The organism is Salmonella sp. NW1250, from assembly GCF_051812965.1.
Classification (GTDB): Bacteria; Pseudomonadota; Gammaproteobacteria; order Enterobacterales; family Enterobacteriaceae; genus Salmonella; species Salmonella enterica.
Window position 1 is genome coordinate 127,141 of sequence record NZ_JAMNDD010000010.1, and the last position, 22,128, is coordinate 149,268.

At 55.4% G+C, this 22,128-nt stretch carries 20 protein-coding genes; 6 read left to right on the forward strand and 14 right to left on the reverse strand.

The genetic code is table 11. The features are described 5' to 3' along the window. Window positions 1-151 precede the first annotated feature (151 nt). Together pbpC and NBA72_RS17480 are read right to left on the reverse strand one after the other, a co-directional pair. Window positions 152-2,467, reverse strand: coding sequence for a peptidoglycan glycosyltransferase PbpC (pbpC, locus tag NBA72_RS17475; RefSeq protein ID WP_042948322.1), 2,316 nt, complete (start codon window positions 2,465-2,467; stop codon window positions 152-154). Beyond that, the gene (locus NBA72_RS17480; RefSeq protein WP_042948320.1) at window positions 2,468-7,408 is read right to left on the reverse strand and encodes an alpha-2-macroglobulin family protein; all 4,941 of its coding nucleotides are present in this window, start codon (window positions 7,406-7,408) and stop codon (window positions 2,468-2,470) included. It lies immediately after the preceding gene. Between the two features lie 208 nt (window positions 7,409-7,616). Between NBA72_RS17480 and sseA the strand changes: the two genes are divergently transcribed. After that, window positions 7,617-8,459 carry a 3-mercaptopyruvate sulfurtransferase gene (gene sseA, locus NBA72_RS17485; protein ID WP_023241637.1) on the forward strand — a complete coding sequence of 281 codons (843 nt, stop codon included), beginning with the start codon at window positions 7,617-7,619 and terminating at the stop codon, window positions 8,457-8,459. Here the strand turns inward: sseA and NBA72_RS17490 are convergent. Further along, complete coding sequence (locus tag NBA72_RS17490) at window positions 8,439-8,663, reverse strand: hypothetical protein (RefSeq protein ID WP_001533267.1); 225 nt, start codon at window positions 8,661-8,663, stop codon at window positions 8,439-8,441. The two genes, sseA and NBA72_RS17490, sit on opposite strands and share 21 nt — an antisense overlap. Before the next feature lie 41 nt (window positions 8,664-8,704). On the opposite strand from NBA72_RS17490, the gene NBA72_RS17495 reads away from it, so the two are divergent. Both NBA72_RS17495 and timP read left to right on the forward strand, forming a co-directional pair. Beyond that, complete coding sequence (locus NBA72_RS17495) at window positions 8,705-9,373, forward strand: DUF5066 family protein (RefSeq protein WP_000355386.1); 669 nt, start codon at window positions 8,705-8,707, stop codon at window positions 9,371-9,373. 415 nt (window positions 9,374-9,788) lie between these two features. Next, window positions 9,789-9,905 (forward strand): small toxic inner membrane protein TimP, encoded by a 117-nt coding sequence (timP, locus tag NBA72_RS17500; protein ID WP_350028759.1) that lies wholly within the window; start codon window positions 9,789-9,791, stop codon window positions 9,903-9,905. Between the two features lie 36 nt (window positions 9,906-9,941). Here the strand turns inward: timP and sseB are convergent, their stop codons facing one another. From sseB to trmJ, 11 genes are all read right to left on the reverse strand, one after another. Next, window positions 9,942-10,718: an enhanced serine sensitivity protein SseB gene (gene sseB, locus NBA72_RS17505; protein WP_001533245.1), complete on the reverse strand. Its 777-nt coding sequence runs from the start codon at window positions 10,716-10,718 to the stop codon at window positions 9,942-9,944. A gap of 109 nt (window positions 10,719-10,827) precedes the next feature. Continuing rightward, complete coding sequence (gene pepB / locus NBA72_RS17510; protein ID WP_000133541.1) at window positions 10,828-12,111, reverse strand: aminopeptidase PepB; 1,284 nt, start codon at window positions 12,109-12,111, stop codon at window positions 10,828-10,830. A 177-nt stretch (window positions 12,112-12,288) separates the two neighbouring features. Further along, a complete protein-coding gene (gene iscX / locus NBA72_RS17515; RefSeq protein WP_000523621.1) occupies window positions 12,289-12,489 on the reverse strand; it encodes a Fe-S cluster assembly protein IscX in 201 nt (66 codons plus the stop codon). Window positions 12,490-12,500: 11 nt separating this feature from the next. Beyond that, window positions 12,501-12,836, reverse strand: coding sequence for an ISC system 2Fe-2S type ferredoxin (gene fdx, locus NBA72_RS17520; RefSeq protein WP_001124466.1), 336 nt, complete (start codon window positions 12,834-12,836; stop codon window positions 12,501-12,503). A 1-nt stretch (window position 12,837) separates the two neighbouring features. Further along, the gene (hscA, locus tag NBA72_RS17525) at window positions 12,838-14,688 is read right to left on the reverse strand and encodes a Fe-S protein assembly chaperone HscA (RefSeq protein ID WP_001196653.1); all 1,851 of its coding nucleotides are present in this window, start codon (window positions 14,686-14,688) and stop codon (window positions 12,838-12,840) included. Between the two features lie 12 nt (window positions 14,689-14,700). Continuing rightward, window positions 14,701-15,216 carry a co-chaperone HscB gene (gene hscB, locus NBA72_RS17530; RefSeq protein ID WP_000384396.1) on the reverse strand — a complete coding sequence of 172 codons (516 nt, stop codon included), beginning with the start codon at window positions 15,214-15,216 and terminating at the stop codon, window positions 14,701-14,703. Window positions 15,217-15,411: 195 nt separating this feature from the next. Beyond that, window positions 15,412-15,735, reverse strand: coding sequence for an iron-sulfur cluster assembly protein IscA (gene iscA / locus NBA72_RS17535; RefSeq protein ID WP_000028952.1), 324 nt, complete (start codon window positions 15,733-15,735; stop codon window positions 15,412-15,414). 28 nt (window positions 15,736-15,763) lie between these two features. Further along, complete coding sequence (gene iscU, locus NBA72_RS17540; protein ID WP_000331704.1) at window positions 15,764-16,150, reverse strand: Fe-S cluster assembly scaffold IscU; 387 nt, start codon at window positions 16,148-16,150, stop codon at window positions 15,764-15,766. A 27-nt stretch (window positions 16,151-16,177) separates the two neighbouring features. After that, window positions 16,178-17,392, reverse strand: a complete 1,215-nt coding sequence (gene iscS / locus NBA72_RS17545; RefSeq protein WP_000775263.1) for a cysteine desulfurase — start codon at window positions 17,390-17,392, stop codon at window positions 16,178-16,180. A gap of 180 nt (window positions 17,393-17,572) precedes the next feature. After that, window positions 17,573-18,067, reverse strand: a complete 495-nt coding sequence (gene iscR, locus NBA72_RS17550; protein ID WP_001241346.1) for a Fe-S cluster assembly transcriptional regulator IscR — start codon at window positions 18,065-18,067, stop codon at window positions 17,573-17,575. 159 nt (window positions 18,068-18,226) lie between these two features. Next, on the reverse strand, window positions 18,227-18,958 hold the full coding sequence (trmJ, locus tag NBA72_RS17555; RefSeq protein WP_000940032.1) for a tRNA (cytosine(32)/uridine(32)-2'-O)-methyltransferase TrmJ: 732 nt from the start codon (window positions 18,956-18,958) through the stop codon (window positions 18,227-18,229). A 118-nt stretch (window positions 18,959-19,076) separates the two neighbouring features. Between trmJ and suhB the strand changes: the two genes are divergently transcribed. The 3 genes from suhB to asrA all read left to right on the forward strand — a co-directional run bounded on the left by suhB (window position 19,077) and on the right by asrA (window position 22,128). Continuing rightward, entirely contained in the window at window positions 19,077-19,880 is an 804-nt protein-coding gene (gene suhB, locus NBA72_RS17560) for an inositol-1-monophosphatase (protein ID WP_000553473.1), read from the forward strand. A 144-nt stretch (window positions 19,881-20,024) separates the two neighbouring features. Beyond that, the gene (locus tag NBA72_RS17565; protein WP_042948314.1) at window positions 20,025-20,903 is read left to right on the forward strand and encodes an alpha/beta hydrolase; all 879 of its coding nucleotides are present in this window, start codon (window positions 20,025-20,027) and stop codon (window positions 20,901-20,903) included. A 181-nt stretch (window positions 20,904-21,084) separates the two neighbouring features. Beyond that, window positions 21,085-22,128, forward strand: coding sequence for an anaerobic sulfite reductase subunit AsrA (gene asrA, locus NBA72_RS17570; protein WP_000985209.1), 1,044 nt, complete (start codon window positions 21,085-21,087; stop codon window positions 22,126-22,128).

The window sequence follows — 22,128 nt, forward strand, 5'->3', positions numbered from 1 at the left end:
CGACTCGTCAAATAAAAACCCATTCTCACGTTTTTAAGTGTTAGATCTCTTGATATTTATCAAGCTCCCTCATTAAGGGTAATTCCGGAAAAATTAATAATTCTCATTAACTTTAAATTAAATGAAATTCATAATTTATTCTGAAGAGTTGTTAACGTATTAATTCAAAATTAACCGCTGCAACCTGACCGGACTCATCCATTACGACAAGTTGATAACGTCCAGCGATATTGAGTAATAAAGAAAGGCGATTATTTTCACCATTAACAGGTTCGCCATTTAAAAACCACCAGCGACGCCCTTTACCGCCGGTAGTCGAGACGGGCAGCGTAACGTTTTCCTGGCCTGGCAATTGCCTGATCACCGCGCCATCCCTCACTCCTGACAGCATTAACGGCGCGGCATCACTGCCCTGTAGCGGCGGACAGTGGTCGGACGCCGCGGGCAAGCGGGCGCTACGTCTTTCCGCAGGCGGCAGCCACGGCTCCAGCGGCCGCGGCCAGACGATAAACGTATGCGCACGCGCCTGCGGACAGTCGGCAGCGACACGCCGCCCCGTATCATCCAGCCAGACCGGGAAACGAATACCGTTGATGTCTTCCTGCTCAGGTAACAGCAGCGTGGGCGGCTGGCTGTCATCGAGAAGCCATGTCGCCAGGCGGCGGCGACAGTTGCTGTCTCCGGCAGGCAGAGTCTGTCCGCCCGGCCAGCAAATGACGCCGCGGCTTACCGTCTGCGGACGCGGATCTTCCGGCAGGCGTCCCGTATGCGCCAGTAACAGATTATTGACCTGGTTAAGTAATGGCACCGCGCTGGCAAAACCAAATTGCCCCACCACAGGCGTGCCGTCGGGTCTGCCTGTCCAGATGCCGATGATATAGCGCGCGTTAACGCCAATAGCCCACGCATCGCGATAGCCGTAGCTGGTGCCGGTTTTCCACGCCAACGGCACAATGCGCGGCAGCGCGTTATCCGGCAAGGGTTGCGCTTCATCCGCCATAATCCGTCGAATGATCCACGCCGCTCCCGGCGACATTAATGGTCTTTCCGACAGCGGATCGTCCGGCTGTAACCGTAGTTTCGCCGCTTTCCCATGACGAGCGAACGCGCTGTATGCCGCCGCCATCTCGTCAAGCCGCGCGCCCGCGCCGCCCAGAATCAGCGAAAGATTGGGCGCCGCGCCAGTAGGCAAATATAGCGGCAGGCCGACGTTACGCAGTTTTGCCGCAAATCGTTTCGGCCCATAGGCTTCAAGCACCTGAACGGCAGGCAGATTCAGCGAGCGTACCAGCGCGTCGCTCATGCTGACCGGGCCGTGAAATCCGCTGTCGAAGTTTCCCGGGCGGTAATCTCCGGTGCGGCGCGGAACGTCCTGTAATAATGATGCGGGATGGATCAAGCCGTCATCCAGCGCCAGACCATACACAAAGGGTTTGAGTACCGATCCCGGCGATCGGATCGCCGTTACCATGTCGACATGACCAAAACGGCTGTCGTCATTAAGGTCTACCGATCCGACCCAGCCGCGCACGCTCATATCGGTATGATCGACAACGATCATCGCCAACGAACTGCGTGCAGGCAGCCGCCCTTTCCATGCCCGCGCCAGATCTTCCAGTTGCCGCTGCAATCCGGCGTCCAGCGTGGTCACAATTTTGTCGTTCTGGCTTTTACTCAACATCATTCGGGCAAAAAGCGGCGCCAGTTGCGGCATTTGACGCGGCGCCAGCCAGACCGGCTCTTCACGCGACTCGCGTACCGTTTCGGCAGGCCAGACGCCCTGCGCCGCCATCCGATCCAGCACTTTATTTCGTGCCGCTTCGGCTCTCGCAGGCCAGCGGTCGGGGCGTAACCGGCTCGGCGCCTGCGGCAATACGGCCAGCAGCGCCGCGTCAGCGTAGCTCAGGCGCGCGGGCGGCTTGCCGAAGTAGGCCCAGCTTGCAGCGCCAATACCCTGTAGCGTGCCGCCGAACGGCGCGCGGTTCAGGTACAGCGTCAGGATATCGCGCTTGGACAAATGCCATTCAAGCTGGAGGGCGCGCCAAAGCTGGCGGATTTTACCGCCGAACGTGCGCGAATGCGGGTCCAGCAGTCTCGCCACCTGCATAGTCAGCGTACTGCCGCCGGAAATAACGCGCCCGGCGGTAAGATCCTGCCATGCCGCGCGCGCGACGGAGAAAGGGTTAACGCCAGGGTGCCGCCAGAACCAGCGATCTTCGTAATTGATTAGGGCCTCCAGGTAACGGGGAGAGACCTCTTCAATCGTCACCGGATAACGCCAGATCCCCCCGGCGTCGGCAAAGCGCCACAGCGGCGTACCGTCATGGGCTACCACGACCCGCGCAGGATGGACCTCATTGAGCGGCAGCGGCCAGAGTTTATCCGCTGCCCATAACGCCAGGAAAATAAAAAGCGGCGCGCCCGCCAGCCACAGCCAGCGGCCACGTTTACCACGCCAACCGTTCATTTAAGGCGTCACAATCAGCAGCCCCTCGCTCGCGCCGGTTGCCCGCCACTGAGGCGCGTACATCGATTCCACCTGCGGTTGCGCAAGCTGGTACGTCCCCGGCGTTACCGCGCGCGCCAGGTAGACCAGCGTCACGGGCTGGCCCTCATTGACAACGACGGCAGCCACAAACCGATCGTCGCGGAATTCCATATACTGAATATCCGCCTGCTGCATCTGATTAAGCAGATTTTGCACTTCGCTACCGCTCTCCGGCAGGCTGGCGCTGCTGTCAGCCAGATTCTGGTTTTCCAGCTCCAGCCCGGCCGGGAGCAGGTCCACCACCAGCGCATCCGGCACATTGCGATCGGCCACTACCGTTAACCAGACCAGCACCAGTTCGCCGCTACGCAACGAGGACAGCGATTTGCGCTGACCATCGGTCCCCAGTATTTGTCGTTCAATCTGCAAAACGTTGCTGGCAGGCTCAGGCGCAGATGAGGGATAGCCGCTGCTATCCAGACGCAGCCATAGCGGCTGGCTACCGGTGTTCGTCACCTCAAGGGCGGCCAACTGGTCAGCATCCAGATTACGGGTCAGCGCCTTGTCGCCCGCCAGCGGCTGCACCTCTAAAGAGGTCTGCGCCTGCCAGGCGCCCGCGCTGGCCTGTCGCGAATGCGCGGCGAGGAACAAGGCATTGTTCTCCTGGGTAGAGAGCCAGCGCTGACCGAAGGCCTGCTCAGAAAGCGAGCTTAATAGCGCGTTTTGCGCGTCCGGTCTGAGGTTGTTCTCTTCCAGTAACGACAACATCAGAGCGTTATCGCGCAGAGAACTGCCGTAATCCGCTATCCATTGCCGTTCGTCCTGACGCGGCGTATTCAGAGCCAGCGTAATGGCCTCTTCGCCGCGTCTGGCATCACCCATCGTGTTTAACGCGATGCCCAATTGCATCAGCGGCAGTCCTGAAGCCGCCTGACTACGGCGCTCCCAGATTTCGCGCAGCGCGCCGAGCGGCGCTTTCTGCTGACGCGCCAGTACCAGCGCGGCGTAAGCCTGAGCGGCAAAAGTACTGGCCTGGGTATTATCGCTATAACGAATCAGCATCAGCATCGTGCCGGGATCCTGCAGATAGCGCAGCAGTCGCTCATTGCCCCGGTTAATGGCCTCCGGCGGGACGCTATATCCCTGCTCGCCCGCGCGAATGAGGAAATCCATCGCGTAGGCCGTTAGCCAGGGCTCTTCCGCCCCATTTTCATCCCATAGCGCAAAACCGCCGTTATCACGCTGCATCTGTAGTATGCGGGAGATGCCGATATCCACCGCGGCGCGCCGTTTTTCATCGCTATCGCCGGTAATACCGAGCGACTGCAATTGAGCGGCATTAGTATACAGCGCCGGGAATAACCCGCTGGCGGTTTGTTCCAGGCACCCGTACGGATATGCTTTCAGCTCGCGAATGTAGCGCGCCAGATTGAGCGGCGGTTTTCCGCTTAACAGCAGTTGTCCCTGTAACGTGGCTGGCGAGACGTTTGCCAGATGCTGCTCTGGTACATGCCAGCTCTCTCCCGGCGCCAGCGCAATACCGCTATTTACCGTTTGGGCAGGCCAGGCCGGACGCACGCCGATTTGCCACTGCTTATGCTGCGCGCCGAGGGTTTCTCCCGGCAGATTCAGACCGCTAATGGTCGCCTGGATTTCGCCTTCGCCAAAACCTTCCAGCGCGCGTACCGGAACGAATAAGGTGGTGCGCACGCCCGGCGCCAGGTTGACCGGTTGCGGCTGTTGACTAAGCAATTCCAGTAACCCACTGGCGGCGAGCGCAATATTCAGCGTCTGCGGACGGTCGGTCAGATTGGTGACGTCCAGCACCAGTCGCGAAACATCCCCTCCCGCCAGAAAACGCGGCATATTCAGCTCGGCAATCACTGGCGCGGCGACAACGACTTTGCTTTCGCCGCGACCAAAATCGTCCGCTGTCCATGCCTGCGCCATAACCCGCAGTTCGCCGTTAAAGTCGCCAATCGGCAGCGTTACGACCCCTTCGCCCTGCTCATTGAGCGTGATCGGCTGCGCCTGCTGCGCGATGATATTGACATGGTTTACCGGCGGTTTTCCGCCGCGCTTAAGGTCGTCGCCATCGCCGCCAAAACGCAACGCCGCCAGCCGCCCCTGCCCTTCAATGACCTGGCCGTAAATATCGTAGATATCCGCACCGTAGCGTTTTTGACCGAAGAACGCCTGCCACGGGTCCGGCGTCGCGTAATCGGTGATATTCAATACGCCGCTATCGACCGCGGAGACCAGCACGTTGATCTGTTTTGGCATTTCGCCGTGTTTAACGCTGGCTTTCACCCTGACGGTGAGCGGCTGATTCGGGCGCATTTTAGCCGGGCTTTCCAGCGCCAGATCGAGGCGGCGATTTTCATCCCCCAGCGGTAGGTGTAGTAACCCCACGGCGCGTTTTGGCGTCGCGGAACGAGATTTATCGCCGGGACGCACCACCAGCGTACTGAGATAGAGATCGTGGCGATTCCAGGTTTTATCCACCGGAATCGTGAGCTCCAGACCTTGTGCCAGCACATCGATCGCCTGCCACCACAGCGGACCGTCGCTGGACTCCACCATCGCATAACCTTTACCGGCGACCGGCGCGGCGATATGCAATTTCATGGTGTCGCCTGGACGATAATTCGCTTTATCCAGTTTGAGGGTGACGCGATCCGGACGCGCCGCGCCGCTACCGTCGCTGTTATCCTGCCAGCTATAGCCGGCCCAGAAACGAACGCTGCTGACCGTCTCATTCGGCGCTTTGACCTCCAGACGGTACGCGCCCCATTCCACCGGGAAGCTGACTTTTCCGGTTTCATCCGCGTTCAGATCCAGCGTCTGCTCGCCCTCCACCAGATCTTTTTGATCAAACTGCGACTGCCAGCCTTCGCTTTCCGACCAGTTCCAGTAATAGTCGCGACGCTCGCGGATGAGCCGCACCTGTAAACCAGACACCGCTTTTTTCTCGCCCTGCGCGTTGGCGTAAACAATATCGAATGCGGCGTTGCTGTCTTCGTCGACAATCGGTTGATTAACGGTGGTATCCGTACGGTAGTCGTATACCGCTTTGGCGGCGAACTGTGGACGAATTCCCGGTAACGTATCGGCAGGCCAAATCGCCTGCTCTACGCGACGAGTGACCGGACGACCGCCAGACTCCAGCAGGCTGGCCTGTAGAATTACCTGCAGCGGCGAATGCGCTTCTTGCCACTGGCTGGCAGCACTCACTTCACCACGTCCGCCTTTATCCAACGTCAGTTGAACTTCGTCCAGGCTGCGCGAAAGATTCTCTTCAGCAATATTGCCGAACTGGAAGCCAGGCAACGCCGCGACAGCGTCGCGCAGCGGACGCAGGAAAAGTTGCCCTTGCAGGGTATTGCCGTTAGCAGGCGCGCCATACAAGTAATAGCCGACAACGGAGAATTTCACCTCATCCGCAGGCGCCAGAGGTGTTTTTTGCGCCGTCAGGTTGAGCGCCATCCGCTCCGGCATAAAGTCTTCCACGTGGAAATCCCAACTCCGCAGCAAATTATCGCCGGTGTTGGCGCGGACATGCCACAAGCCGGTCGGCGCGTTGATATCCAGCGGATAATTCAAACGGTATAGCCCGTTTTCCGGCTGGCTGACGACGGTACGCATCACCTGTCCGTCTGGTTTTACCACTTCCAGCTTAACGGGTTGATCGGGCAGCGTTTTACCGTCGCTATCGCGCAGTAATCCGTTGAGGATAACCGTTTCGCCCGGTCGGTAGAGATCGCGCGGGCCGAACATAAAGAACTGCTTGCTGTAGCCGGGCGCGCCAGCGACATTAAATTCCGACAGATCCAGAGCCGGAAGCGTGAGATCGAGCAGCGTGGTCTGCTCCTCTTTACGCGCCAGTAATAGCGCCGCCGCTTTATCAGCTTCCAGTTGCACATGTCCCTGCGCGTCGCTCGTCGCCTGCGCCAGCGTCTGACCTTTATTATTCAGAAGAACGATCTCAATTCCCGACTGCGCCGCGCCGTTTTCCAGGCTTTGCGTAAAGATATCCAGCCGATTATGGTAACGGTGCGCGGACACGCCGATATCGCTAAGGGTAAACAACGTAGCGGCATTACTATAGTTGTAGTGTCCAGCCTGATTCATTACCGCCACATATACGCCCGCCTGTTGCAGCGGCTTAATATCGCTTAATGGCAGCAGCAGTTTCTCACGCGTATTGCGCGCCGGATTAAGATCAAAACGACCGGTATAAACCAGATCCGCCATTTTCAGCAGATGGTCGGACTCCCAGTTAGAGAGAGAACTACGGTACTCCCACTGGCTGACAAATGACGCCAGCGATCCGGGCTTAACGCGGAAAAAGTTCACATCAACATGGTTGACGTTAAGCGCCATGACCGGCAGTCCTTCCGCGATTTTCCCCGGTAGCAGCGATCCCCGGCTGGCAAAGCCGACGCTGGGCTGGACATCACGCGTGGTAATCGTTTTTTCATAAGACTTGCCGAAGGTGGCGTTATTCAGCGCTTTAACGGCGGGATCAACCGTGACCACCAGCACGCGTTCAGGTTCCAGATGACGTAACCTTAGCTCTTTTAAATTTGGCGCCAGCTCCCATGCGCCGTCAACGCTGCCGCTTTTCTTATCAACCACGTGAACCACACGGGAGAAATCCTGTTCAGGATCTAAAGGAATTGAAAACGTCAGCACCAGCGTCGCCGCGCCGTCAAGCTGCGCTTCGGAGGCGTCTAATAGCGTGAGCGCTTTGCCCTGGCTTTGCTGCGCCAGCTTTTGTAGCTGTGCCGGGTCTTGCGCGGGCGAGGGCTGCGCTACGGCTGACGCTTCGCTTTTAGTCGTCGGGGCGGTTTTATCGTTGTTATCGCATCCCGCCAGCGCCAGCATGATCATGCAGGCCACCACGCGTAAATGTTTCATCTTTCATCCCTGGCCTTAACGGCCTGTCAGCAACGGTTGATGAGATATTATGCGCGAGAAATTTTATTGTGTAAGTCCGTATTACTGTGATGATGCGAAAATTTTACGCAGAAATGTGGTTTCGCCAGCCAAAACAGCCTCTTCTACTTGTCCCTTTTCGGGAAACGTCCGACAATTTGTCCATAATCAGGTAACAATGGAGATGCCCATGACCACCGCCTTTTTTGTCGCCGCCGACTGGCTTGCCGAACATATTGATGATCCGGAAATACAAATTCTTGACGCCCGTATGGCGCCGCCAGGACAGGAACATCGTGATATGGCGGGCGAATATCGCGCCGGACATATTCCCGGCGCGCTGTTTTTTGATATTGAAGCGCTTTCCGATCGCGCATCGCCGTTGCCGCATATGATGCCGCGCCCGGAAGCGTTTGCGGTGGCCATGCGTGAACTGGGTGTTCGCCAGGATAAACACCTGGTCATATACGATGAAGGCAATCTGTTCTCCGCTCCGCGGGCATGGTGGATGCTGCGCACGTTCGGTGCCGAGAAAGTGTCCATTCTGGCGGGCGGACTGGCGGGCTGGCAGCGCGACGAATGGCTATTGCGCGAAGGCGAGGAAGCGCATGAAGGAGGCGAGTTTGAGGCGAAATTCACGCCGCAAGCCATGGTGCGTCTCACCGACGTATTGCTGGCAAGTCATGAAAAAACCGCGCAAATCGTTGACGCGCGTCCGGCGGCACGTTTCAACGCTCAGGTTGATGAACCGCGTCCGGGGCTGAGGCGCGGACACATTCCTGGCGCGCTAAACGTCCCGTGGACGGAACTGGTGTATGAGGGCGAATTAAAGACCACTGACGAACTGAATGAGGTTTTTTTCAGCCACGGCGTGAGTTTCGACAGACCGATTATCGCCAGTTGCGGTTCCGGCGTGACGGCCGCGGTCGTGGTGCTGGCGCTCGCCACGCTGGATGTGCCTGACGTCACGCTTTACGACGGCGCGTGGAGCGAATGGGGCGCGCGTACCGATTTACCGGTTGAACCCGCTTAATATCCGCCATGCCGGATGGCGCTCACGCTTATCCGGCCTACCGTTCAGGCTGATGTAAAACGATCTACAGACATTGTTTTTATTCAGCTCTTTTCCACTGTCCTGCAAACGGGCATTATTTTCTCTTAATAAAATCCTATTTTTTATCGGTAAATACTTTACGCCGGGTATAAGGAGTATCATCACCGCTGTTTTGGTTTTCACCGGGAAATAACTCCTGTAAATATAATTTTTAAGGATGGAAAATGGATATTTCACGCGCTAATTTAATTGAGCTAGTTAAAAAGGTTAACCGCAATAAAGTGCCTAATCCTATGCCTGCCGAGGAAATAAGTCGTCTGCGAGTGCGTAAGTATCGCGATCCGCAAAATACGGAAACCACTGAGTTACCTGAAAGCCTGAAGGCGCTACTGGCCTACGACCGCGATCTCCTGAGCAATTATAATATGCCTGTGATTGAAACATTACAAAGATCTATTGATAAAGAGGGAGTAATTCATTCTTACTCCCCTGATGAAGAGGCGTATTACGGCGTTGGCATGGATAGCTCAGGTATTGATATTGAAGATCTGATGCCTGTCTGGAGTAACGATCCCCGTCTTCCGGCATTAATTCGTATCGATCATGTCGGCGATCAGGCCATTTTTATCTATATCACAGAACGGGATGCCAACGGCGAATACCCTATTGCCCGCATGGAACGTAATGAATTCTGGCTGGCGGAGTCTTCTCTGGTGGAATATCTCTATAATATTATTTCGGGCGCTAAAGACATCGGCTTTACCGAAGAGGATTTACATCTTCCGCAATGGAAGGCACAGCAAAAAATGAATGAACAACGCGATGCCGCTTTACTTGACCTGGAGGATTATCATGAGGCGTTTTGGGCAAAACTGGACGCGCTCGTCGATTAATCGACATACTGTCGGGTGGCGCTCACGCTTATCCAGCCTACCGTTTAGGCTGATTTAAAACGAATCTACATAAATTCGGTTTAAGCAGGTCACAAAAAAACCGCTCAATTGAGCGGTTTTTTTGTGCTGGTCCGGTTCGCGGCCTTTCCAGCAGGCTTTGTTGCCATAGCAACGCAGGCACACCGTAGGGGATTAATACTCCCTTTTAAGGGAGCAAATGTCAATATGATTTACCGGGAAACTATTCAACATTTGAGGTATTATCTTTCCCGGCCCTTTCCGCCGTCTCGCAAACGGGCGCTGGCTTCAGGAGAGGATAACCCATGGCCGTAAGCGCAGGCACACCGTAGTGCCTGCTATCACGGCATTATCGCCAGCGGTGCTGCCGTGATGCGGTCTTCGCAAGGACCGCAACATGAAGGTACGATACTTTTGTGTCGTGCTTCTTGTTTCTGGCACGTTGTGTCTTCACGCAGACAGAAGCCACCCAGGTAGCTCTGTTCCCGTAACGCTCAACGTCCAGAGCAGGTAAGCCAGGAGGCCGCCCTGTTGGGCGGCTTTCTTTTCTTCAGATGATGCGGTTCTGTTTAAAATCGCGCAGGAACCCGCCCCAGCGGCGCTCGTAGAACGGCGCGATATGCTCGGTGATAAAATGGCTGATACCCTGCTCGCCCTTCCTCACCTGGCAAATATCGATCGGTTCGTCACCCGGTAACGTGTCGGTCGCCACATTGCCCGCTGCGTGAATGATCTCTTCAATCTCGCCGTCAGCCTCAATACCAATCAGCAGATTGGGTTGGGCGTCCGCATGTTCTTTAATCGCGCAGAGAAATGCGCGTTTCACCGGTTTGATGGTTTTAAACAGCGTAGTGAGGGAATCAATCATCTGCGACGGCGGCTCGGCCACTTCGGATAAAATAAGCGACTCGCCGCCTTCCAGCACTTCCTGCGTACTTAATGGGCTGCCTTCCTCAGCGAGAAGCAGGCTGATTTCACGCGGCATAAACTCTTTGCCGGTCGGCAATTTAGCGTTGAGGAATAGCGTTTCGCCAAGCGTCATTTCAAACAGCGTGCGCGCCGGCATCACCACAAATGCCTGTTCGTCTTCCACGGCCTGCTGCAGCGCCTCCAGAGAAGTAAAGAAGGGAATGACGGTCGTGCCGTCTTCTTTTTCCCAGTGCTGCAAATCCAGAGCGCTGTCTTCCACAATCGCCTCGCCTTCGGCAGCGCTGCCCGGCACCCAGACGGTGGACTCCAGCAAGGTACGGAAAAATGCCGGACGATGCGCGGGCTCAGTCGCCGCTTTCTCCAGCAAGATTTCTAATTCATTTTTAGTTTCGGACATAGGAATCACAAATTATGTATATGGGTTGTAGGCCTGATAAGACGCACGGCGTCGCCATCAGGCAAAATGCCGGATGGCGCCTCGCTTACCCGGCCTACAAAAACACCGTTCAGGCGGTCAGCAAATTCGCGATGGTGCGCACACCCAGACCGGTTGCCCCGGCAGCCCACTGCTCAACCGGCGCTTTGCGATAAGTGGCGGAACAGTCAATGTGCAGCCAGCCTTCGCGGTAATTTTCAACAAAGTGCGACAGAAAACCCGCGGCGGTGCTTGCCCCAGCGGGATACGCCGCGCTGCCGGTGTTGTTCAGTTCCGCAAAGTTAGACGGCAGCTGGTTACGGTGAAACTCCGCCAGCGGCAGACGCCAGAACGGTTCATTCTCTTGCGCCGCGCTGGTCAGCAAGCGCCCCGCCAGCGTATCGTCAAAACTGAATAGCGCATGATAGTCGTTACCCAGCGCCGTTTTCGCCGCGCCGGTTAACGTCGCCATATCAATGATTAGCTGCGGGTGTTGCGCGCTGGCGTCAATCAGGCCATCCGCCAGTACCAGTCGCCCTTCCGCATCGGTATTCATGACTTCAACATTCTTGCCATTACGGTAGCGAATAATATCACCCAGTTTAAACGCATTGCCGCTGATCAGATTATCGGCGCAGCACAGGAACAGTTTTACGCGTTTATTCAGCCCACGGGTAATAGCGAACGCCAGCGCGCCCGTTACTGTCGCCGCGCCGCCCATATCGGATTTCATTGAGTCCATAAAAGCGCTTTGCTTGATACTGTAGCCGCCGGAGTCAAAGGTGATACCTTTACCGACCAGGCAAGCATAAACCGGCGCATCTTTGTCTCCCGTCGGGTTGTAATCCAGCGCCAGCAGCACCGGCGGACGCTCAGAACCACGGCCTACGGTATGCAACCCCATATAGTTCTGCTCGCGCAGATCTTCGCCTTTGGTGATACGATAAGTGACGCTATCGCACGCGACGCTGCACAGCAGATCCACTGCGCGCTGCGCCAGTTGCTCCGGCCCAAGCTCTTCCGCCGGAGCATTAATGGTGTCGCGCACCCAGTCAATAATGGTCAGGCGGTTATCCAGCTCCTGACGTTGGGCATCGTCTAAATCCGGCCACATTACGGTACGGACGCCTTTTGGTCCTTTGTAACCCGCCCAGAATGCCCAACAACGCTCGGTATCCCATCCTTCGCCTGTCAGCGCGACCTGTTTTATTCCCAGGCCGTCGATTTTACGCGCCGCACGCTGGATCAACCCCAGATCGTCTTTACCGTTAAGATGCAAGGTAATACCGTCGTTATTAATACTGTAAGTGGCTTTATCGCCCCAGCGCGCATCGGCAGGCTGCGTGGAAAGCGTAATTTTCATGGCTTCTGTCATTGTTATTTTCCTTATTAGCAAACGGGCCGCCGTAGGGCAGCCCGTTAGATCTTTTGCTAAATGATTCGCGTTGCAGGAAGGCGGCAAGTGAGCGAATCCCCGGGAGCATAGCAAACTATGTGACTGGGGTGAGCGAACGTAGCCAACGCACCTGCGGCGAGGATCATGACGCAAAAATTACTCTGCTTCATCCAACCAGACTAGCAGAATCGCCTCCAGAATTTTTTCATTGGATGCGTTAGGGTCGTCGTCAAAATCGTCCAGTTCGCAGATCCACTGATGCAGATCGGTGAAACGAACGGTTTTAGGATCGACATCAGGATATGCGTCGTATAACGCTTCGCCGATCTCGCGGCTATCGGTCCACTTGAGTCCCATACTACCCTCTGTTAATGCTCACGCGCATGGTTGATTGTGTAACGTGGAATTTCGATAACCAGATCGTCGTCGGTAACGCGGGCCTGGCAGCTCAGTCGACTTTCCGGCTCCAGCCCCCACGCTTTATCCAGCATATCGTCTTCTTCTTCCGAACTTTCCGGCAAGGAGTCGAAGCCTTCACGTACAATACAGTGACAGGTGGTGCAGGCGCACGATTTCTCACAGGCGTGTTCAATCTCGATGCCGTTGCGCAGCGCAACGTCAAGAATGGTTTCACCGGTCTCAGCTTCCAGAACTGCGCCATCCGGACAAAGATCCTGATGAGGCAGAATAACAATCTTCGGCATGTTAAACCTCGTCTACGGAATGGCCTTTCAACGCGCGACGAACCGACTGGTCCATGCGGCGAGCGGCAAATTCCTGGGTTTGTTTATCTACGTTTTTAATGGCTTGTTCTATGGCGTCAACATCATCGCCTTGTGCGACCGCGCTCAAATGTGCGGCGGCATCATCAATGCATTGACGTTCTGCGGCGCTTAACAGCGCGGCGTCGGCAGTTAGCGCGCCGGTCAAACTTTCCAGCACGCGCGCGGCTTCGACTTTTTGCTCCGCCAGCATACGCGCTTTCACGTCCTGCTCGGCAAAACTCATGGAATCCTTGATCATCGAGGCGATTTCGCCATCGGTCAGGCCATAGGAAGGTTTGACCTGAATGGAGGCCTCGACGCCAGTGGATTTTTCCATTGCGGTGACGCTCAACAGGCCATCGGCGTCTACCTGGAAGGTCACGCGAATATGCGCCCCGCCCGCCGGCAGCGGCGGAATCCCGCGCAGCGCAAAGCGCGCCAGCGAGCGGCAGTCCTGCACCAGTTCGCGTTCACCCTGCATCACATGGATAGACATCGCAGTCTGACCGTCTTTGAAGGTGGTGAAATCCTGCGCGCGCGCCACCGGGATAGTGGTGTTGCGCGGAATGACTTTTTCCACCAGGCCGCCCATCGTTTCCAGCCCAAGAGAGAGTGGAATCACGTCCAGCAGCAGCATTTCGCTGTCCGGCTTGTTGCCGACCAGAATATCGGCCTGAATCGCTGCGCCGATAGCGACCACTTTATCCGGGTCGATAGCGGTTAACGGCGTGCGGCCAAAAAATTCGCCCACCCGCTCACGCACCAGCGGTACACGGGTCGAACCGCCGACCATGACCACTTCCAGAACGTCCTGGGGCTCAACGCCGGCATCTTTCAATGCGCGACGGCAGGCCAATAGCGTGCGCTTAACCAGCGCGGAAATGAGATCGTTAAACTGCTCGCGAGTGATCTCCCCCTGCCAGCCCGCAACGTTAACGCGAACGGTATCGGCATCGCTTAAGGCAATTTTCGCCGCAATCGCGGCATCCAGCAGTTCGCGCTGAACGCGATTGTCGCTACGATCGGCAATTCCCGCCTGCTCGCGAATATAGTCCGCCAGCAGATGGTCAAAGTCGTCGCCGCCGAGCGCAGAATCACCGCCCGTCGCCAGCACTTCAAACACCCCGCGGCTCAGGCGTAAGATAGAGATATCGAAGGTACCGCCGCCGAGATCGTAAACAGCGATAACGCCTTCTTTGCCTGAGTCCAGACCGTAGGCAATCGCCGCCGCCGTCGGTTCGTTGAGCAGGCGCAGTACATGCAGGCCTGCCAGCCGCGCGGCGTCTTTCGTCCCCTGACGTTGGGCATCATCGAAATAGGCGGGAACGGTAATCACCACGCCATCCAGCTCGCCGGAGAGCGATTCGCTAGCCCGCGCGGCCAGCGCTTTGAGAATATCAGCCGATACGCGTACCGGATTGAGCAATCCAGCCGCCGTGTCAATCATCGGCAGCCCATTAACGCTTGCCTTAAACCGGTAAGGCAGATGCGGATAGCGCGCCTGGATATCCGCCAGCGAGCGTCCCATCATGCGTTTCACAGAGCTGATAGTGTTGGCCGTATCCTGCGCGGCATTGTCACGCGCAGCGTAACCGACCGTATGGCCCTGCTGCTGATAGTGAACCACTGAAGGCAACAGGTGGCGCCCTTCGTGGTCAGGCAGAGTTTCCGCCTGGCCGCTGCGAACCGTCGCAACCAGAGAGTTGGTAGTGCCTAAGTCGATGCCCGCCGCCAGACGACGCTGATGCGGCGCGGCGCTCAGACCAGGCTCACTAATTTGTAATAAGGCCATGTTAGATTCCAGTTAAAAATCGAGCAGCTTTTCTTCGAGTTGTTCTGCGCTGCTTCGCAGTTTATCGAGAAACCGCAGTTTGCGCACCGTATCCGCCGCCGCGTCCCACGCGGCGTTGTCCAACTGTTCCACCATTTGCTGAAGACGAGCATCAAACATTTTTTGTACGCGTTTGATGAAGCTTTCCAGCCGCGCGTCGTCTTTAGATTGTTCGATATCGTCCAGCTCTTCACGAAGCGTGAGTTGTTCCATCAGAAACGCGGTGTCGCGTACCGTATGTTGCTCGCTGGCCAGATCGAACCCGTGTAAGGAAAGCAGATACTCCGCGCGCGTCAAAGGGTGACGCAGCGTTTGCCAGGCCTGGTTGATCGTGGCGGATTGCTGGACGGCGGCAAGCTGCTGCGCCTGGGTGCCGTTGGCAAATTTGTCAGGGTGATACTGGCGTTGCAGATCCTGAAAACGAAGGCTCAGCGCCTGGGTGTCAATCTGATAACGGGCTGGTAAGCCAAAGAGGGTGAAGTAATCCATAACATTCTCAGGGATAGCCTGTCAGAACAAACCCCACACGCAGGCGACCACGGTGGGGTTATACCTTCTTACTTCGCGCCGCAGATGCGTTGTCTGCGCGGGTTCCCCCAGTCATTTACTCAAGTAAGCGCCTGGGGATTCACTCGCTTGCCGCTTTTCTGCAGCACGAATGCTCGGTATAACAGCGGAACACGGTTACACGTGGAAGCTTTCGCCGCAACCACACTCATCTTTCACATTCGGGTTGGAGAATTTAAACCCTTCGTTCAGACCTTCTTTTACGAAGTCCAGCTGTGTACCGTCCAGAAATTGCAGGCTCTTGCCGTCAACCACTACCTTAACGCCTTTGTCTTCAAACACGGTGTCTTCCGCCGTTGGCTCGTCAACAAATTCCAGTACATAAGCCATACCTGAGCAGCCGGAGGTTCTCACGCCCAGACGCAGACCAAACCCTTTACCACGGTTGGCCAGGAAGGTATTAACTCGCGCTGCTGCACTGTCGCTAAGTGTAATCGACATAACAAAACCTCAATGTTAACGTTCTATTTTATTTCGCTTCGCGTTTGCTTTTGTAATCCGCAATAGCGGCTTTAATCGCGTCTTCCGCCAGAATAGAGCAGTGAATTTTCACCGGCGGCAGCTCCAGTTCGTCTGCAATGTCGGTGTTTTTAATCGCCTGCGCTTCGTCCAGGGATTTCCCTTTCACCCACTCCGTTACCAGAGAACTGGAGGCGATAGCGGAACCGCAGCCGTAAGTCTTGAAGCGCGCGTCTTCAATGATACCTTCATCGTTAACTTTAATCTGCAACTTCATGACGTCGCCGCAGGCCGGCGCGCCAACCATGCCGCTTCCCACGTTATCGTCGTTGTTGTCAAACGACCCTACGTTACGCGGGTTCTCATAGTGATCGATTACTTTTTCGCTGTAAGCCATTATAAATTCTCCTGATTCCGATACCGATTAATGATGTGCCCATTCGATGCTGTTCAGATCCACACCCTGCTTGTACATTTCCCACAGTGGAGAAAGGTCACGCAGACGGCCAATGGATTTACGAACCAGATCAATGGTGTAGTCGATCTCTTCTTCAGTGGTAAAACGACCTAAAGAGAAACGGATAGAGCTATGCGCCAGTTCGTCATTCATGCCCAACGCGCGCAGCACGTAGGACGGTTCCAGACTGGCGGAGGTGCAGGCGGAACCGGAAGAGACCGCCAGGTCTTTCAGCGCCATGATCAGCGACTCGCCTTCAACGTAGTTAAAGCTCACGTTGAGAATGTTTGGCGCGCCCTGCTCAAGGTCGCCGTTCAGGTAAACTTCTTCAATATCTTTGATGCCGTTCCACAGACGGTTACGCAGACCGCGCAGACGGGCCATTTCGGTCTCCATCTCTTCTTTCGCGATACGGTAAGCTTCGCCCATGCCGACGATCTGGTGAACAGGCAGCGTACCAGAGCGCATACCGCGTTCGTGCCCGCCGCCATGCATCTGCGCTTCAATGCGAATACGCGGCTTACGACGCACATACAGCGCGCCAATGCCTTTCGGACCATAAATTTTATGACCGGAGAAGGACATCAGATCCACTTTCAGTTGACTCAGGTCGATAGGCAGTTTGCCCACGCTCTGGGTGGCGTCAACGTGGTAGATGATACCGCGCGCGCGGCACATTTCGCCGATGGTCGCGATATCCTGCACCACGCCGATTTCGTTGTTCACGTGCATGATGGAAACCAGAATGGTGTCGTCACGCATCGCTGCTTCGAGCTCGTTGAGATCGATGATGCCGTTGCGCTGCGGCGCCAGGTAGGTCACTTCAAACCCTTCGCGCTCAAGCTGACGGCAGGTGTCCAGCACCGCTTTGTGCTCGGTCTTGCTGGTGATGATGTGCTTGCCTTTTTTCTGATAAAAGTTGGCAGCGCCTTTGATCGCCAGGTTATCGGACTCCGTCGCCCCTGAGGTAAAGACGATTTCACGCGGGTCGGCACCGACCAGTTCAGCAATCTGGTTGCGGGCGATATCGACGGCTTCTTCAGCCTGCCAGCCGAAACGGTGTGAACGAGACGCCGGGTTCCCAAAGGTTCCGTCCAGGGTCAGAAACTGCATCATTTTCTCGGCAACACGCGGGTCCACCGGCGTGGTTGCGGAGTAGTCGAGATAAATCGGTAATTTCATTGCTCTTAAACTCCGTACATCACTCAATGCAAGGAATCAGGCAACCGGCTGGATGTACGACCGTGTTAACGGGACGTCCGCGTCCCGGCCTGATTCTGAATTCTTTTTTACGCTTCATCCTTCAGACGACCGCGGCATTCACCGCATGAGGCCGCCAGAAGAGATGGCGTAATATTTTAATTAAGCGCGTAATTTAACGTCGATAGCGTCCTGCGCACGACCGCTGGCGCGCGGCGCGTCATGCGTGTGCTGGCGACCAGACACATCCAGAACTTCCTGGTTATTCACCAGCTCGCCTAAGGTAATATTGTTGAGAAAACCGGTCAGACGATCGCTTAAATCACGCCACAGCGCATGGGTCAGGCATTTATCGCCGCCCTGGCAGCCGCCTTTCCCCTGGCAACGGGTCGCGTCAACGGATTCATCAACCGCGCTGATCACTTCGCCGACCGCGATACTGCCAGCATCTTTACCCAGCAGATAACCGCCGCCTGGCCCGCGTACGCTGGAAACCAGACCGTTTTTACGTAAACGGGAAAATAGCTGTTCCAGATAAGAAAGGGAAATCCCCTGACGTTCAGAAATATCAGCCAACGGTACCGGGCCCGCTTCGGAGTTGAGCGCAACGTCTAACATTGCGGTCACGGCATAACGCCCTTTAGATGTCAGTCTCATGTCTTACTTAACCTCAAACTCGCCCCTGCCCGGGGTTTTTTATTGTAAAATGGGGGTATTGCATAGCAGGGACAAGTCTGACATTCCCGAGTAATTTGGTCAACTATTTACTTGAGTAAATTAGTCAGGTATTTAGCGTTCCGTGCGGCATTAACGCGGTTACTTGCCTTTATTCTGCTGCTCAATAGACGCCAGAATCCCACGCAGAATATTCAACTCCTGGCTTTCCGGGCGGGCGCGGGTAAACAGACGGCGCAATTTATTCATCACCTGCCCCGGATGGTTTTCGCGAATAAAGCCAGTGGAGAGCAACGTCTGCTCCAGATGGCCGTAGAAACGTTCAAGATCGTCCACCAGCGGATACGGTGTCTCTTCATGATCTGCCGCGTCGCCGTTTTCCTGCGTCGCCAGCCAGGCCATACGGACTTCATACGCGATGACCTGTACCGCCATCGCCAGATTCAACGAGCTGTACTCCGGGTTAGCGGCAATCGCGACGTGATAATGGCATTTTTGCAACTCATCGTTAGTCAGCCCGACACGCTCACGACCAAAAACCAGCGCAACCGGCGTATTTGCCGCTTCCGCCACGCTTTTTAAGCCACACTCGCGCGGATCAAGCATCGGCCACGGCAGAGTGCGGGAGCGGGCGCTGGTGCCGACCACCAGGCTACAGCCAGCCAACGCTTCGTCCAGCGTATCGACGATCTGCGCATTACCAATCACATCGCTGGCGCCTGCCGCCAGGGCGATGGCCTGGGAGTCCGGTTTCACCAGCGGGTTTACCAGCCACAGGTTAGTTAAGCCCATGGTTTTCATAGCGCGAGCCACAGAGCCCATATTGCCGGTGTGGGAGGTTTCCACCAGCACAATTCGAATGTTTTGCAGCATTGTCTTTCTTCAGCTAAAGATTATTCTGACATCTTACCATAAAACCAAGACAGATTCCGATCTCGCTGCTATACTCTGCGCCGTTTTCCCGTTCTTTAACATCCAGTGAGAGAGACCGATGCATCCGATGCTGACCATCGCCGTGCGCGCAGCGCGCAAGGCGGGTAATGTAATTGCCAAAAACTATGAAACTCCGGACGCTGTAGAAGCGAGCCAAAAAGGCAGTAACGATTTTGTGACCAACGTAGATAAGGCCGCTGAAGCGGTGATTATCGACACCATTCGCAAATCTTACCCGCAACACACTATTATCACCGAAGAAAGCGGTGAGCACGTTGGCACAGATCAGGATGTTCAATGGGTTATCGATCCGCTGGATGGCACCACCAACTTCATCAAACGTCTGCCACACTTCTCTGTTTCCATTGCTGTACGCATTAAAGGCCGTACTGAAGTGGCTGTCGTTTACGATCCGATGCGTAACGAACTGTTCACCGCCACCCGCGGTCAGGGCGCACAGCTCAACGGCTATCGTCTGCGCGGCAGTACCGCGCGCGATCTGGACGGCACTATCCTCGCTACCGGCTTCCCGTTCAAAGCCAAACAATACGCGACCACCTACATTAATATTATCGGCAAGCTGTTCACCGAATGCGCCGATTTCCGCCGCACCGGTTCCGCCGCGCTGGATCTGGCCTATGTGGCTGCAGGTCGTGTCGATGGTTTCTTTGAAATTGGCCTTCGTCCGTGGGATTTCGCCGCGGGCGAACTGCTGGTTCGTGAAGCGGGCGGTATCGTCAGCGATTTCACCGGCGGTCATAACTACATGATGACCGGTAATATCGTGGCGGGGAATCCGCGCGTCGTTAAAGCCATGCTGGCGAATATGCGCGACGAACTGAGCGATGCGCTGAAGCGCTAAGTCTCTTCGGCGGATGGGGCCACTCATCCGCCGTGCCTTTTCAGGCGTTTTTCCTAAACACAGCCTCATCGCTTTACTTGGCTGCATGTTTTTGTACGATCGCTCCCTGCTCCGCTATTGGCATAAAGCGGCAAGGAAGCGAACATGACCCTTCAACATACCCGACGCATCGTCAAATCCCTTTTTATTCTGTTTATCATTGTGGTCTGTATTTACCTGCTACCCCGCGTAGCGATCAATGCCTTTTATTACCCGGACAATAAAGTCTATGGGCCAACCCCTGCCGAAGCTGAATCCATTACCTTTACCGCCAAAGATGGCACGCATCTGCACGGCTGGTTTATTCCCACTGCTTTCGGCAGGCCGGAAAACGCCGTCGCGACGGTGATTCATGTCCATGGCAACGCCGGAAATATGTCGGCGCACTGGCCGTTAGTCAGCTGGCTGCCAGAACGCAACGTAAACCTGTTTATGTTTGATTACCGTGGTTTTGGCGAATCGGAGGGCACCCCATCACAAGAAGGGCTACTGGATGATACGAAAAGCGCGATAGATTATGTGCGGCATCGTGCCGACGTTAACCCCGAGCGCCTGATACTGCTGGGGCAGAGCCTGGGCGGAAATAATGTGCTGGCCGCCGTAGGCCACTGCGTAGGCTGCGCAAATATGCGCTACGCCGACCAGGCGGGCATACGTGCGATTATCCTCGACTCAACGTTTTTATCCTATTCCTCCATCGCCAACCAGATGATCCCAGGCAGCGGCTATTTGCTTGATGACCGCTATAGCGCGGATCGCAATATTGCCAGCATCAGCCCCATTCCGGTATTGATTCTTCATGGCACGGCAGACCATGTTATTCCCTGGCAGGACAGTGAGAAATTGTATGCCCTCGCCCGGGAGCCCAAACAAAAAATCTTCATTCCTGACGGCGATCACATTGATGCTTTTTCCGGACGTTATGCAAACCTTTACCGTGATGCAATGATTAAATTTATTCAGACCGCGCTATCCGCTAAATAGCGCGACGCTGTATATATGCATATTTTATGATTAAGAATATATTTATTATACCGATAGTAAAAACCATTTTTTCCCGTTAGCGAAGGCGGTGGATTAGCGCTAGCGTAACAGTAATATTCAACTGATTTTTATAACAATTTATTTTCATTTGTTTTTCCTGAATATTACTGTGGAGTATGTGATGGCTATCAAAATTACGCCTGACGAGTTTAGTTTGCTTATCCAGCGATTAAACAAAAAATGGCGCGTGTTTGCCCCGTCCGCAGAGTTTCGCGGCGGACGTTTTTCCGACACTGACAACATTATTTATCAACGGATTAGCGGCTGGCGCGATCTCATCTGGCACGAGAAATCGCACATGTCGCCGAATACCATTATCGCCCCTATCACCGAAACGCTCTTTTATTTCGATAAAGACACCATTCAAATTGCCGAGACAGACACTTCCCCGATAATCATCTTTGCCCGCGCCTGCGACATTAACGCCATGTCGCGGCTGGATTATATGTATTTATCAAATGGGAATAATTCCGATTACAGTTATCAACTGCTACGGGAGCATATTCGTTTCGTCCTTATTGAGTGTGAAGAAAGCTTCGAAAATTGTTTCTGCGTCTCAATGGGTACCAATAAAACTGACTGTTATAGCGCCGCCATGCGTTTTAGCGATGAGGGCGCGCTTGTCAGCATCCGCGATCCCTTTATCGAGGCGGCGATACAAGGGCTGGGGCAGGAGGCTGACTATACCCCCTCTTTCGTCAGCGAAAACCGGGAAACCGTCGTCACGCCGGACAGCGTTTGCCGCGATCCGCAAAAAATTCGCGACATTCTCACCCGCCACCCGCTATGGGACGCCTACGACAGCCGCTGCATCAGTTGTGGCCGCTGCACTACCGGGTGCCCAACCTGTACCTGCTATAGCGTCTTTGACGTCGCCTATGATGAAAATCCGCAGCGCGGCGAACGCCGTCGCCAGTGGGCAAGCTGCATGGTGCCGGGCTTTAGCGACATGGCCGGCGGTCATGGTTTTCGCGAAAAACCCGGCGAGCGTCTGCGCTACCGCGCCCTGCATAAGGTCAATGACTACAAAGCGCGCAACGGCATTGAACATATGTGCGTCGGCTGCGGCCGCTGCGACGATCGCTGCCCGCAATACATCAAATTTTCTTTGATTATCAACAAAATGACCGCTGCCGTTCGGCAGGCGCTGGCAGAGGAGGCATAA

What these genes read in the sequence shown, in the direction of transcription:
- pbpC (WP_042948322.1), bottom strand. Translation starts at nt 2,467, where the DNA reads ATGAACGGTTGGCGTGGTAAACGTGGCCGCTGGCTGTGGCTGGCGGGC.
- NBA72_RS17480 (WP_042948320.1), bottom strand. Translation starts at nt 7,408, where the DNA reads ATGAAACATTTACGCGTGGTGGCCTGCATGATCATGCTGGCGCTGGCG.
- sseA (WP_023241637.1), top strand. Translation starts at nt 7,617, where the DNA reads ATGACCACCGCCTTTTTTGTCGCCGCCGACTGGCTTGCCGAACATATT.
- NBA72_RS17495 (WP_000355386.1), top strand. Translation starts at nt 8,705, where the DNA reads ATGGATATTTCACGCGCTAATTTAATTGAGCTAGTTAAAAAGGTTAAC.
- timP (WP_350028759.1), top strand. Translation starts at nt 9,789, where the DNA reads ATGAAGGTACGATACTTTTGTGTCGTGCTTCTTGTTTCTGGCACGTTG.
- sseB (WP_001533245.1), bottom strand. Translation starts at nt 10,718, where the DNA reads ATGTCCGAAACTAAAAATGAATTAGAAATCTTGCTGGAGAAAGCGGCG.
- pepB (WP_000133541.1), bottom strand. Translation starts at nt 12,111, where the DNA reads ATGACAGAAGCCATGAAAATTACGCTTTCCACGCAGCCTGCCGATGCG.
- iscX (WP_000523621.1), bottom strand. Translation starts at nt 12,489, where the DNA reads ATGGGACTCAAGTGGACCGATAGCCGCGAGATCGGCGAAGCGTTATAC.
- fdx (WP_001124466.1), bottom strand. Translation starts at nt 12,836, where the DNA reads ATGCCGAAGATTGTTATTCTGCCTCATCAGGATCTTTGTCCGGATGGC.
- hscA (WP_001196653.1), bottom strand. Translation starts at nt 14,688, where the DNA reads ATGGCCTTATTACAAATTAGTGAGCCTGGTCTGAGCGCCGCGCCGCAT.
- hscB (WP_000384396.1), bottom strand. Translation starts at nt 15,216, where the DNA reads ATGGATTACTTCACCCTCTTTGGCTTACCAGCCCGTTATCAGATTGAC.
- iscA (WP_000028952.1), bottom strand. Translation starts at nt 15,735, where the DNA reads ATGTCGATTACACTTAGCGACAGTGCAGCAGCGCGAGTTAATACCTTC.
- iscU (WP_000331704.1), bottom strand. Translation starts at nt 16,150, where the DNA reads ATGGCTTACAGCGAAAAAGTAATCGATCACTATGAGAACCCGCGTAAC.
- iscS (WP_000775263.1), bottom strand. Translation starts at nt 17,392, where the DNA reads ATGAAATTACCGATTTATCTCGACTACTCCGCAACCACGCCGGTGGAC.
- iscR (WP_001241346.1), bottom strand. Translation starts at nt 18,067, where the DNA reads ATGAGACTGACATCTAAAGGGCGTTATGCCGTGACCGCAATGTTAGAC.
- trmJ (WP_000940032.1), bottom strand. Translation starts at nt 18,958, where the DNA reads ATGCTGCAAAACATTCGAATTGTGCTGGTGGAAACCTCCCACACCGGC.
- suhB (WP_000553473.1), top strand. Translation starts at nt 19,077, where the DNA reads ATGCATCCGATGCTGACCATCGCCGTGCGCGCAGCGCGCAAGGCGGGT.
- NBA72_RS17565 (WP_042948314.1), top strand. Translation starts at nt 20,025, where the DNA reads ATGACCCTTCAACATACCCGACGCATCGTCAAATCCCTTTTTATTCTG.
- asrA (WP_000985209.1), top strand. Translation starts at nt 21,085, where the DNA reads ATGGCTATCAAAATTACGCCTGACGAGTTTAGTTTGCTTATCCAGCGA.